Genomic DNA, 12285 nt, shown 5'->3' on the forward strand with positions numbered 1-12285 from the left:
CCTTCGGTCTTGCGTTTCCGACTCTATCAGATCTTTCCGATCCGATTTCCTCGGTGCTTTCCAGGTTCCCGCTTCCGCGTTTCCCTTTCCGGCGGCTCCGACTCTATCAGAACCTTTCGGGTCCCGATTCCCCGTCAGAGGGGGCTGCCGGTGCGGCCGTTGGGCCGTTGCGGCGTCCCAGACACTAGCGGATTCCCCCGGCGATTCCCAATCGGTGTCGACCGGGCCGTCGGGCCCCGCCGGGAATACGAATTCGGGCATGCCGAAAATACGTTCCCGAAGGGAGATCCTGCTGGTGGTGTGGGGTGCCGCTACCGCGGCGGGAGGTGCTGCCGCAAAACCGTTACGGCTGTGTGGCAACCCGGAGAACATTACGGATCGGCCGGGGGGGCTGTCAAGCGACGCTGTCAAGATCTTTAATCGAGGTCGCTCAGGCGCCCGCCGGCGTCCGGCTGGGCGTCCTCCACCCGGCGCAGCAGACGGGTGAGGACCTCGCCCAGGGTCGTCCGCTCCTCGGCGGAGAGGTCCTGGAGGAGGTCCCCTTCGAAGACGGTGGCCAGGCGCATCGCCTCCAGCCACTTCTCGCGCCCCTCCGCCGTGAGCTCGACGATGACCCGGACCCGGTTGGTCTCGTCCCGGTCCCGGGTGACCAGGCCCTCGGCGACCATGCGGTCGATGCGGTGGGTCATCGCGGCCGGGGTGAGGCCGAGCCGCCGGGCCAGCTCACCGGGGCCCAGCCGGTAGGGGGCCCCTGACAGCACCAGCGCCTTGAGGACCTCCCAGTCCGTGTTGCCGATGCCCAGTTCGGCGGTCTGTCGGCCGTACGCCACGTTCATGCGGCGGTTGAGACGCGAGAGCGCCGAGACGATCTTCTCGACCTGGGGGTCGAGGTCCTGGAACTCGCGTTGGTAGGCGGCGATCTGCTCTTCGAGTGTCGGCTCGCCGGCGCCGGAGGTGTCGCCCATGAGCGCAGTATGGCACGCGGCCTCTTTGCCTTGAAGTCCTTCGCTGTGTACTGTTTACCTTCGAACTTTATCTTCTAAGTCTTCAGCCCTAACGGCTGGAGGCTTGCGATCCCGGAGAGGGTGAACGTGACCAGGGCGATGGGCGCTGCGATGCGCCGGATTCATGTGGGCAACGCACTCAGCGCGTTCGGGCTGGGCTTCACGGTCCCGTATCTGTACGTCTACGTGGCGCAGGTACGGGGGCTGGGGTCCATGACGGCGGGTCTCGTACTCGCCGTCTTCGCCGTGGCCGCGCTGGTCGTGCTGCCGTTCGCCGGACGGGCGATCGTCCGGCGCGGCCCGCTGCCGGTGCTGCTGGTCGCCCTCGTCACCGCCGCGCTGGGCGCGCTGAGCCTCGGGCTCGCCGCGGGGGCGGCCACGGTGCTGCTGTCCGCGGCGGCGCTCGGCGCCGGCCAGGCCGTCATGCAGCCGGCGCTCGCGACGATGATCGTGGACTGCTCCTCGGCGCAGACGCGGTCGCGGGCCTTCGCCACGCAGTTCTTCCTGCAGAACCTCGGGCTCGGGGTCGGCGGGCTCATCGGCGGCCATCTGGTCGACGCCTCCCGCCCCGCGTCGTTCACCCTGCTGTTCGCCATCGAGGCGGCGATGTTCCTGGTGCTGGTCGCCGTGATGGCGACGGTGCGGATGCCGCGGGCGCCGCGGGTGGCCGGGGTGCCCGGGCGGACGTCGGGCGGCGGCTGGCGGGAGCTGCTCGGCAACCGCGCCATGGTGCAGCTCTGCGTGCTGGGCTTCGTGCTGTTCTTCGCCTGCTACGGCCAGTTCGAGTCGGGGCTGAGCGCCTACGGCGTCGAGGCGGCCGGGATCTCCACGTCCGCGCTGGGCACGGCGCTGGCCGCGAACACGCTGGTGATCGTGATCGCGCAGTTCGCGGTGCTGAGGTTCGTGGAGCGGCGCAAGCGCTCCCGGGTGATCGCCTCCGTGGGCCTCATCTGGGCCGTGGCGTGGGCGGTGGCCGGTTACGCCGGGCTCGGGCACGGCAGCCAGGCGATGGCGACGGCGGCGTTCGTCTCCACGTACGCGCTGTTCGGGCTGGGTGAGGCGCTGCTGTCGCCGACGGTGGCCCCGCTGGTGGCGGACCTGGCGCCGACCGGCATGGCCGGGCAGTACAACTCGGCGTTCGCCCTGGTCAAGCAGCTCGCGCTGGCGATCGGGCCGGCCGTGGGCGGTCCGCTGGGGGCCTCGCTGCACGGGCCCTACATCGTGATGTTCCTGCTGTTCTCGCTGGGCATCACGGTGCTGGCGGTGCGGCTGGGCCGGCAGCTCACGGACGTGCAGAACCAGCCGTCCCTGGCGCGGGCCCGGGTGGTCCGGCAGGGCGGGCCCCCGGTCGGCGCCGTGGCGGCGGCGGAGGCCTGAGCGGCGCGGTGGCCCGTCCCGGCGGCGCGGCGGCGCGGCCGGGACGGGGTGGAGCGCAGAGCGGTGGTGCGGCGGTGGACCCCCGGGTCACCGGCGGGCCACCGCTCCGGCGTTCGCCGGCGGTCCGGGCAGGAGGAACTCGCACCAGACGGCCTTGCCGCCGCCGGGTGTGTGGCGGGCGCCCCAGTGGGTGGCGATGCTCGCGACGATGGCGATGCCCCGTCCGGACTCGTCCCCCGGCTCGGCGCGGCGCCGTCTCGGCAGGTGGTCGTCCCCGTCGGTGACCTCGATGATCAGGCGGCGGTCGGTGCGGCGCAGCCGCAGGCGCATCGGGGGCGTGCCGTGCTGGAGGGAGTTGGCGACCAGCTCGCTGGCGGCCAGCACGCCCAGGTCGTGCAGGTCGGCGGGGAAGCGCCAGCTCGTGAGGACGCCGGAGGCGAAGGCCCGCGCGCGGGGCGCCGCCTCGACGCCGCCGAGCAGGTCGAGGGCGGCGTTGCGGAACAGTTCGGCCTCGGCGCCCCGGCGGGCGGGGTGCTGGAGGACGAGGACGGCCACGTCGTCGTCGTGGTCCGGGGTGACGCCCGCGGAGCGGATCAGGCGGTCGCAGACCACCTGGGGACTGCCGGTCGCGCCGGCCAGGGCGTGCTCCAGCGCGGCGATGCCCTCGTCGAGGTCCTGGTCGCGGCGTTCGACGAGGCCGTCCGTGTAGAGGACGGCGGTGGAGCCGGGGGCGAGGGGGACGGAGCCGGAGGAGTGGACCCAGTCGCCGGTGCCGAGCGGCGGGCCGGTCGGTTCGTCGGCGCGGTGGACCGTGCCGTGCTCGTCGCGGACGAGGATGGGCAGGTGTCCGGCGGAGGCGTACTCCAGGCGGCCCTCGTTGGGGTCGTGGATGGCGTAGACACAGGTGGCGATCTGGTTGGCGTCGATCTCGGCGGCGAGGCCGTCGAGGAGCCGGAGCACCTCGTGCGGGGGCAGGTCGATGCGGGCGTAGGCGCGGACGGCGGTCCTGAGCTGGCCCATGACGGCGGCGGCCCGGACGCCGCGGCCCATGACGTCGCCGATGACGAGGGCGGTGCGGCCGCCGCCGAGGGTGATCACGTCGTACCAGTCGCCGCCGACGGCGGCCTCGGTGCCGCCGGGGTGGTAGGTGGCGGCGACGCGCAGGTCGTCGGGGGCCTCCAGTTCCTGCGGGAGCAGGGAGCGCTGGAGGGTGACGGCGGTCTCGCTCTGGCGGCGTTCGCTGGCGCGCAGCCGCTCGGCGGCCTCGGCGTGGTCGGTGACATCGATGGCGAAGACGAGCACGCCGCGGCCGTCGCCCCGCCCGGTCTCGGTGACCGGGGTGCAGGTGAAGGTGTAGGAGCGGCCGCCGGCGGCCCTGCGGGACTTGAGCGTGCGGGGTCTGCCGCTGCGCTGGACCTGGTCGAGCAGCGGGAAGAGGCCGAGTTCGTCGAGTTCGGGCAGGGCGTCGCGGGCGCGCGCCCCGGGCGGGCGGGCGCCGAAGGCCGCGGTGTAGGCGTCGTTGACGTAGGCGACGCGGTGGTCGGGTCCGTGCAGGAGGGCGACGAGGGCCGGGACGCGGTCGAGGACGTCGCGCACCGGGAGGTCGTCGACGGCCGGCACGGGCTGGGTGTCGTCACCGGACCGGCCGGCGCGGGCGGCGGGGACGGAGCCGTCCGCCCGTCGGCCCCGCGAGAGGGCGGGGTCCCGTGTGTCGGTCCGCGCTGCGGCGCGGCGCTGCGTTCCGGGGAGCCGGGCGCTCCAGCGCGTGAAGTTCACGAATCCTTGCCTCGTGTAGTCGTCGGCGGGCCGGGGCCGGTACCGGCCGGTCCCGGGGCCGCGCGGGTCGAGCGGTGGGGCGCCCGCGGTGGTGGACCAGTCTGGCAGGGTGCGGGCCCGGCCGACATCCGTCGGACGCCGGGCGGTCCGGCGGAGTTCCCGCCGTGGGTCAGGACGACCCCTTCGGGTCGCCCGGTGGTTCCGGGGAAGGCTTGCCACCGGCAGCGAGTTCGAACTCGGCACGCGGGTGTTCGAGCGACCCGAGGGAAACGATCTCCCGCTGGAAGAGTCCGGCGAGGATCCACTCGGCCAGGACGCGCGCCTTGCGGTTGGCGGTGGGAACGCGGCCGAGGTGGTGGGCGCGGTGCAGCAGCCAGGCGGGCAGGCCCGTCACCCGGCGCCCGTACACCTGGGCGACGCCCTTGTGGAAGCCGAGGGAGGCGAAGGAGCCGGCGTTCCGGTGGGCGTAGGCGCGCAGCGGTTCGCCGCGCAGGGCGCGGGTGAGGTTGTCGCCGAGGACCGCCGCCTGGCGCACGGCGTGCTGGGCGTTGGGGGCGCAGGTCCGGCCGGGCTCGCCGGCGGTGACGTCGGGGACGGCGGCGGCGTCGCCCGCGGCCCAGGCGTGGGGCGCGCCGTCCAGGTCGAGGCAGGGGGTGCATCTCAGCCGGCCGCGCTCGTCGAGGGGCAGGTCGGTGGAGGTCAGCACGGGGTGGGGGCGTACGCCGGCGGTCCACACGACGGTGCGGGTGGGGAGGCGGGAGCCGTCGCTGAGGACCGCGATCCGGTCCGCGCAGGACTCCAGGCGGGTCCGCAGCCGCACGTCGACGTTGCGGCGGCGCAGCGCGGTGACGGTGTAGCGGCCGAGGTCCTCGCCGACCTCGGGCAGGAGGCGGCCGGTGGCCTCGACGAGGATCCACCTCATGTCCTCGCGGGAGACGTTGTGGTAGTGCCGGGCCGCGTGGCGGGCCATGTCCTCCAGCTCGCCGAGCGCCTCCACGCCCGCGTAGCCGCCGCCGACGAAGACGAAGGTCAGGGCCGCGGCGCGGAGCGCGGGGTCGCGGGTGGAGGAGGCGATGTCCAGTTGCTCGATGACGTGGTTGCGCAGGCCGATGGCCTCCTCGACGGTGCGGAAGCCGATGCCGTGCTCCGCGAGCCCGGGGACGGGCAGGGTGCGGGCCACGGAGCCGGGGGCGAGGACCAGTTCGTCGTAGGTCGTGCGGCGGGCGCCGATCCCCTCGTCCTCGGTGGCGAGGGTGGTGAGGGTGGCGGTGCGGGTGGTGTGGTCGATGGACCGGACCTGGCCCACGACGACGCGGCACCGGTCGAGGACGCGGCGCAGCGGCACGACCACGTGGCGCGGGGAGATCGATCCGGCCGCCGCCTCGGGCAGGAACGGCCGGTACGTCATGTAGGGGTCGGGGGTGACCACGGTGATCTCGGCCTCTCCCCTCCGCAGTTCGCCCCTGAGGTTCCGCTGCAGCCGCAGGGCCGTGTACATCCCGACGTAGCCGCCGCCGACAACGAGAATGCGCGCACGTTCCTTCACCATCCCATGACGCACCCGGCGCACGCGTTTGTCCACAGGCCCGTCAATTTGTGTGACCGGGGACCACCCGGACGCCGCGCGGGCCCCCTCGCCGGGCCGGGCCACGGCCGCCCAGGTCAGCGGGGGTCGGAACCGGGGATGACGGCGGCATTTCCGGGGCGCATACGCCGCGCGCTCCGGGCGCCTGCCACACCGCGCGGAACGTGCCCCTTCTGAATTGACGCCCACTCAACTATGTTCATTGCTACGGAGTGTGGGGGGATGGCCTCATCGGGTCCATGCGACTGGACCACCCGAGGCGGGCCTGTTCCGGACACTCCGTCTTTCGATGGCGGGGAGAGTCTCCGGGGGGAGACGTCATTACCGGGGGATTGTCTATGCATGTTCAGGACTCTCATTGGTCGTCCGCCGCGTCCGCGGTCGCGGGCGGGGCGGCGGTGGGCACGGCGGTCGGCGCGCGGACGGACGGTCCGCGGACGGCGCCGCTGCGGGTGGACGCCCAGCGCAATCTGGAGCACGTGCTGCGCGCGGCCCGCGAGGTCTTCGGCGAGCTGGGGTACGGCGCGCCGATGGAGGACGTGGCGCGGCGCGCCCGGGTCGGGGTCGGCACGGTGTACCGGCGCTTCCCGAGCAAGGACGTCCTGGTCCGGCGCATAGCCGAGGAGGAGACGGCCCGGCTGACCGAGCAGGCGCGGGCCGCGCTGGGGCAGGAGGACGAGCCGTGGTCGGCGCTGTCCCGGTTCCTGCGGACCTCGGTGGCGTCCGGGGCCGGGCGGCTGCTGCCGCCGCAGGTGCTGCGGGTCGGCGTCGCGGAGGAGCAGGACGGCCCGGGGGCCGGCGCCGCCGGTGAGCTGCGGGTGCCGCAGCAGCGCCACCAGCCCGCCCCCGGCGATCTGCGCCTGGTGCCCGAGGAGCCGGTGGCCGTGGCCGCCCCGGTGCCCGCCGTGGACGACCACGGGGCGGCGGCGCTGCTGGAGGTCGTGGGCCGGCTGGTGGAGCGGGCCCGGGCCGCGGGCGAGCTGCGGACCGACGTGTCGGTGGCGGACGTGCTGCTGGTGATCGCCACGGCGGCGCCCTCGCTGCCCGATCCGGCGCAGCAGGCGGCGGCCTCGGCCCGGCTGCTGGACATCCTGCTGGAGGGGCTGCGGTCCCGCCCCGCGTGAGCGCCGCGGCGGTGCGGAGCTCCTACCCCGAACGCCTGAGCGTGGGCGCTCCGTATCGCCAAGTGCCCACGGACGGGTGATGGTCGGGTTCCGGAAGGCCCCGGCCACGGCGCGTGTGGCACGCTGACCCGGTGTTCAGTACTGGCCGGGAAGGTGTCGGGGGCTTTCCGAGATGAGCATTGACGGGCGGAACGGTTCCCCGGCCGAGGGCGGCCCCGAGACCGGGGGTCCGCCGCAGGTGCCGGAGCAGGGCGGCCGGGCGGACGTCCCCCGGGACGGTCCGCCGCCGGAGGCCGTGCGGCCCGGGGACTTCGCGTCGGGCGGCGTCCCGGCGCAGCGCGGGCCGGACGGGGACGAGGGGGTCCTGCCGCCCCCGCGCGACCTGCCGCCGTCCGACGCCGAGCTGATCGGCCGGATGCGCGCGGGCGACGACTCGGCCTACGAGGAGCTGTTCCGGCGCCACGCCGACGCGGTGCGCCGGTACGCCCGCACCTGCTGCCGTGACGCCCACACCGCGGACGATCTGACCGCCGAGGTCTTCGCCCGCGTGCTGCAGGCGGTGCGCGGCGGCTCCGGCCCCGAGTACGCGGTGCGCGCCTATCTGCTCACCAGTGTGCGGCGGGTCGCCGCGGGGTGGACGCGGTCGGCCGGGCGCGAGCACCTGGTCGACGACTTCGCGGTGTTCGCGACGCAGTCGGCGCGCTCGTCCGCGGTGTCCGAGGACGAGACCCTGGAGCTGGGCGCCGACGTCCGGGCGATGCACGAGGCCGAGCAGTCGATGGCCATGCGCGCCTTCCGGTCGCTGCCGGAGCGGTGGCAGGCCGTGCTGTGGCACACCGAGGTCGAGGACGAGTCGCCGAGCGAGGTGGCGACGCTCTTCGGCCTGGACGCCAACGGCACCCGGGTGCTGGCCAGCCGGGCCCGGGAGGGGCTGAAGCAGGCCTATCTCCAGGCCCACGTCAGCGACGCGCTGGCCGCCGAGGCGGGCTGCGCCCGCTGGGCCGACCAGCTCGGCACCTTTGCCCGCGGCCGGCTGCGCACCCGTGCCGAGCGGGGGCTGCGCAAGCACCTGGAGGAGTGCGCCCGCTGCCGCCTGGCCGCGAGCCAGATCGCCGAGGTGGCCAACGGCATTCCCGCCGTGGTGCCGGTCGCGGTCATCGGCTGGTTCGGCGCCGCCGGGTACGCCAAGGCGGCCGGGCTCATCGCCGGGGGCGGCACGGCCGCGAGCGCGGTCGGCGCCGCGGGCGCGGCAGCGGCGGCCGGCGGTTCCTCGGGCGGCTCGGGCGGCGCGGCGGCCTCGGAGGGGCTGGGCGCGCCGGTGAAGGCCGGTATCGCGAGCGGCGTGGTCGCGGTCGCCGCGGCGGCGGCCCTGGCCCTCGCCCTGGCGGGCAACGACGGCCCGGCCCCGCCCCCCGCGAAGGCCCGGCCGCCCGCGTCGGCCCCGGTGGTCCACCCCGCCCCCGACACCCCGGCCCCGCCCGCGCCCTCACCCCCCCGGCCCCCGGCCCAACCCCCCGCAGCACCCCCGCCCCCGACGCCCACGAGGCCCACCCCGCCCCCACCAGTCCACCCCACCGCCAGGCCCGCACCACCACCCCCGAAGCCCACGGCCACCAGAAGGCCACCCCCGCCCACCCCGACCACGCCCACACCCACGCCTCCGCCCCCGAGCACGAGCCCGACCCCCGCCCCGCCCGCGCCCCCCGCGGTCTACCGGTGGAGCGAACTGGCGTACGACGTCGGCGGCGACGGCACGGGCCCGGAGATGCGGCTGGCGCAGAGCAGTTGGGTGTGGCAGCGCACCTCGCTCTCGATCGCGGGCGAGGAGCACGCGCACGGCGTCACGGTGCGGGGCCGCTCCTCGGCCACGATCGACCTGAACCGCGCCTGCACGGCCTACGACGCGCTGGTCGGCGTGGACGACCTGTCGATGGGCCTGGGCGAACTCCGCTTCACGGTCCTGGCCGACGGCACCCCCCTCTGGACCTCCGGCCCGGTCAGGGGCGGCACCCCGGCCGTACCGGTCCACGTGGACATCACCGGCCACAAGACCCTGACCCTGACGGTGGAACCGAACAGCCCGCTGGACGAGGTGGTCCTGGCCGACTGGGCCGAATCCCGCTTCACCTGCGAGTAGCCCCCGAACACCCCCGCGCAACCGAGCAGCCTCCTGCCCCGCAGCCCGCGGGGCGGGGGCACCCACCCGGAGCCGACCGGCCGACCCGCCCACGGCGAAGGCGGAGAAGCGACAACGCGGCCGCGGGCCCGGCCCTCGCGCACGGCGAAGATCAAAAAGCGACCGCGGGCATGACCCGGCACCCGCCCACGACGGAAACCGGCAGACAAGGGGGTTCGGCCCCCACACCCGCGCCCGGCGGAAGCCGAAGCCGACAGCGAGCGCGCCCCCGCACCCGAGCGAGGCGCGAAGCCAGGAGCGGCCGAGGACATGAGGCCCGCCCCGGCCGAGAAACCGAGCGTGACCAACGGCGTGCCCCGCACCCGCACACGGCGGAACCCGACGGAGAAGAGTGGACGGGGATCTGCACCCGGCGGAACCCGGCCGAGAAGGTCGGGCGGGCACCCGCAGCCGCACACGGCGGAACCCGGCACAGGAGAGTGGGCGGATACCCGCAGCCGCACACGGCGAAAGCCGGAAGAGAAGGGCGGGCGGGCACCCGCAGCCGCACACGGCGGAACCCGGCGGTGGAGAGTGGGCGTGGCCCCGCACCCGCGTACGGCGGGAAGGGGACGGGGCGGGGGTGGTCGCCCGCAGAGGTTGGCGCGTCAACAAACTGCGCCCCACACCCACCCCATTCCGCGCCGTTCCGAGGACGACCACCCCCGCCCCGGCCCCAACCCCCCACCAGGACAAGGCGCAACACACACCCCCACCAACCGAAAGCTGCGCCGCAGGCACCCCCACAACCCACCCGCACCCGGCAACAACCCGCCCCAGGCATCCCCCACCCACGGAAACGATCCACCGCAGGCACCCCCCGCTCAGACCCCACCCGCACACAGCAACGGCAGGCCGCAGACACCCCCGCACACACCCCACCCGCACCCAACGAGCCCCGGCAAGGCCCACGGACCACCCCGGCGGCCGTCCCCTACCCCCGCCGAACCACCGCCCCCGCACCCCCCAACGCCCCCCGCTGCGGAACCACCCCCGCGGGAACCGCCCGCTGCCGACCGGGAGTCCCCGTCCAGCAGGTCCCCCGCCGGGACAGCAGCCGCCGCAGCCACAGTTCGAGCGAGATGAGGTCGGCCAGCCCGTCCAGCGCCAGCGCCTCCCCCGCAGCCGCCCCGCGCACCGCCTTCCGCACCACCCGCGCCTCCACCAGCCCCGCCTCCGCGAGCAGCGGTGTGTCGAACAGCCCCAGCAGGGAGTCCGCCGCCATCCGCAGCCCCGTGTGCGCCGCGGAGACCGCCGGCACGGCGGACGGCACCCCCCAGCCACCGGGCAGTTCGCTCACCCCCGCCCCCTCCAGCACCGACCGCAGCACCGCCGACCGCGCCCCCGGCCGCACCCGCAGCGCCTCGGGCAGCGCCCGGCAGGCCCGGACGACCTGGTTGTCGAGGAACGGCGTGTGCAGCCGCTGGAAGCGGATCTCCGCGGCCTGTTCCAGCACCCGCACCTCCGCCGCCCGCCGCGCCAGCGCCGCCCGCGCCCGGAAGTCCCCGGGCCGCTGCGCCGGCCCGACCGCGGACCGCTGCGCCGACGCCTGGAGGCGAACCGATACTTCAGCCAGCGCCTCCCCGGTCAGCCACCGCGCCGCCGGCCCGGGCCCGCCCCAGGTGAGCGCCGCGAGGGAGGCGTCCGTCGCCCCGCCGTCGCCCGGCGCGTCGAAGCGCCGCCGCAGCAGCCGTTCGGCGAGCCCTTCGAGCCCGGCCCGGTACGGGGTGCGGGAGAGCCGCCGGGCGGCGGCGTAGACGCGTGCGGGGACGAGGACGGAGCCGTCCGCCTTGGCGAGGGCGGCGACGGGCCGCACGAGATGGCGCCGCTTGCGGTCCATCAGCAGGTCGGCGAGGCGCGCCGGATGGGCGTCCAGGACCTGCCGCGCCCCGTACCCGGTGAAGTGGTCGGCGCTGCCCGCGGCGAGCCGCGCCCGGTGGCGCGCGGCGGCGACCAGGCAGGGCCCCGGCTCGTCGGTGAGCGGTCCGTCCAGGGTGGCGTAGGGCAGTTCGTGCCGGCCGCCGGCGACGACCACGTGGTGCAGCCGGGGGTCGGCGGCGAGCGCCCCGGCCCGTTCCAGTTCGGTGTCCTGCCCACCGGTGGCGAGGTCGTTGAAGGTCACGGCGAGCAGCCGCTCCCCCGCTCCGGTGCCGTGCCCGAGCACGGTGCCCGGCGCTCCCGGCAGCCCGGCCGCCAGCAGGGCCAGGGTCGCGGAGGCCGGGCCGCCGGAGAGGTCGGCGCCGATGCCGGGCACCGGCATGCCGCGCGCGGCCCGCCGTTCGGCGGGGCCCATGCCGGGGACGGGGCCGGGGTCGATGCCGTCCCCGGGGACGTGCCGGGGCGCGGCGAGGCGGGTGCGCACGGCCTCGACCAGGGCGTCCCGCACACCGTCGACGGCGTGGTCGGGGTCGGCGGGGGGCGCGGCGACGGCGAGCGAGGCCACCGGTTCGTATCCGGTGATCTCCCGCGCCCCGGCGCGCAGGACCAGCGCGTGTCCCGGCGGGATGCGCCGCACGCCGTCGTAGGGGGTGGAGTCGTCGAGGGCGGCGGGCACGTCGGGCGCGGCAAGCAGCGCGGCGAGGTGCCCGAAGTCGAGGTTGGCCTCGACGAGGTCGGCGAGGGGCAGCGCGGCGGTGGCGTAGGCGGTGCCGCCGGCCCAGGGGGTGTGGAAGACGGGGCGGGCCCCGGCGAGGTCGCCGCAGACGGTGATCCGGCGGCCGACCTGGACGACGGCGGTGTAGCTGCCGGACCAGGCGGTGAGATGGCGCAGGGCGCCGCCGCGCGCGGCGAAGAGGCTGAGCCGCAACTGCTCGTCGCTGGCACCGCAGATGCCGAGCACGGCGATACGGGTGCGGTCGTCGGCGGCGACGACGCGGATCTCGTCGGGGCGCCAGTCGCCGACGGCCCAGAGGGGGTCGGGGTCGCCCCAGAGGAGCTGGGAGCCGACCGGCCGCACGGTCTCGCCGTCGTGTCCGGTGGCTCCGGCGGAGTCGCTCCCAGCGGCTCCGGGGACGGCCGCGGCGGCACTGCTCCATCCCACCAACCACCGCATCGACGCCTCCACAGGCTGGGGACAACCAGCGCACCGCAGGAACTGGTTCCCCATGCTGCCATGAAGGGCGCGCCACGGAGCGTCGGCGGAGCCGCGTGTGCCCCACGAATGCGCCCCGTGGAGCCGTCCGGACCCGTCGGCGCGTCGTCTGCCGAGCCGTCAGCGGTCTCTCGTCCCCGTACCTCCCCAAC

At 75.7% G+C, this 12285-nt stretch carries 7 protein-coding genes; 3 read left to right on the top strand and 4 right to left on the bottom strand.

From position 1 onward, the window contains the following. Positions 1-416: 416 nt before the first annotated feature. Positions 417-965, bottom strand: coding sequence for a MarR family winged helix-turn-helix transcriptional regulator (locus tag ACZ7LB_RS30055; protein ID WP_471472575.1), 549 nt, complete (start codon positions 963-965; stop codon positions 417-419). A 138-nt stretch (positions 966-1103) separates the two neighbouring features. Between ACZ7LB_RS30055 and ACZ7LB_RS30060 the strand changes: the two genes are divergently transcribed. Then, entirely contained in the window at positions 1104-2381 is a 1278-nt protein-coding gene (locus ACZ7LB_RS30060; RefSeq protein WP_471472659.1) for an MFS transporter, read from the top strand. Between the two features lie 87 nt (positions 2382-2468). Here the strand turns inward: ACZ7LB_RS30060 and ACZ7LB_RS30065 are convergent, their stop codons facing one another. Both ACZ7LB_RS30065 and ACZ7LB_RS30070 read right to left on the bottom strand, forming a co-directional pair. Next, a complete protein-coding gene (locus ACZ7LB_RS30065) occupies positions 2469-4157 on the bottom strand; it encodes an ATP-binding SpoIIE family protein phosphatase (protein WP_471472578.1) in 1689 nt (562 codons plus the stop codon). 169 nt (positions 4158-4326) lie between these two features. Next, entirely contained in the window at positions 4327-5706 is a 1380-nt protein-coding gene (locus ACZ7LB_RS30070) for an NAD(P)/FAD-dependent oxidoreductase (protein WP_471472580.1), read from the bottom strand. A gap of 374 nt (positions 5707-6080) precedes the next feature. On the opposite strand from ACZ7LB_RS30070, the gene ACZ7LB_RS30075 reads away from it, so the two are divergent. Together ACZ7LB_RS30075 and ACZ7LB_RS30080 are read left to right on the top strand one after the other, a co-directional pair. Beyond that, positions 6081-6866: a TetR/AcrR family transcriptional regulator gene (locus tag ACZ7LB_RS30075; protein WP_471472582.1), complete on the top strand. Its 786-nt coding sequence runs from the start codon at positions 6081-6083 to the stop codon at positions 6864-6866. Positions 6867-7038: 172 nt separating this feature from the next. Next, positions 7039-9003, top strand: a complete 1965-nt coding sequence (locus tag ACZ7LB_RS30080) for a sigma-70 family RNA polymerase sigma factor (RefSeq protein ID WP_471472584.1) — start codon at positions 7039-7041, stop codon at positions 9001-9003. Between the two features lie 973 nt (positions 9004-9976). Here ACZ7LB_RS30080 and ACZ7LB_RS30085 read toward each other — a convergent pair. Beyond that, positions 9977-12094 carry an asparagine synthase-related protein gene (locus ACZ7LB_RS30085; protein WP_471472587.1) on the bottom strand — a complete coding sequence of 706 codons (2118 nt, stop codon included), beginning with the start codon at positions 12092-12094 and terminating at the stop codon, positions 9977-9979. Between the last annotated feature and the right edge of the window lie 191 nt (positions 12095-12285).

The sequence above is a fragment of the Streptomyces sp. NPDC107521 genome, from assembly GCF_055598485.1.

Coding starts and splice junctions, on each gene's coding strand:
- ACZ7LB_RS30055 (WP_471472575.1), bottom strand. CDS start 965: ATGGGCGACACCTCCGGCGCCGGCGAGCCGACACTCGAAGAGCAGATC.
- ACZ7LB_RS30060 (WP_471472659.1), top strand. CDS start 1,104: ATGGGCGCTGCGATGCGCCGGATTCATGTGGGCAACGCACTCAGCGCG.
- ACZ7LB_RS30070 (WP_471472580.1), bottom strand. CDS start 5,706: ATGGTGAAGGAACGTGCGCGCATTCTCGTTGTCGGCGGCGGCTACGTC.
- ACZ7LB_RS30075 (WP_471472582.1), top strand. CDS start 6,081: ATGCATGTTCAGGACTCTCATTGGTCGTCCGCCGCGTCCGCGGTCGCG.
- ACZ7LB_RS30080 (WP_471472584.1), top strand. CDS start 7,039: ATGAGCATTGACGGGCGGAACGGTTCCCCGGCCGAGGGCGGCCCCGAG.
- ACZ7LB_RS30085 (WP_471472587.1), bottom strand. CDS start 12,094: ATGCGGTGGTTGGTGGGATGGAGCAGTGCCGCCGCGGCCGTCCCCGGA.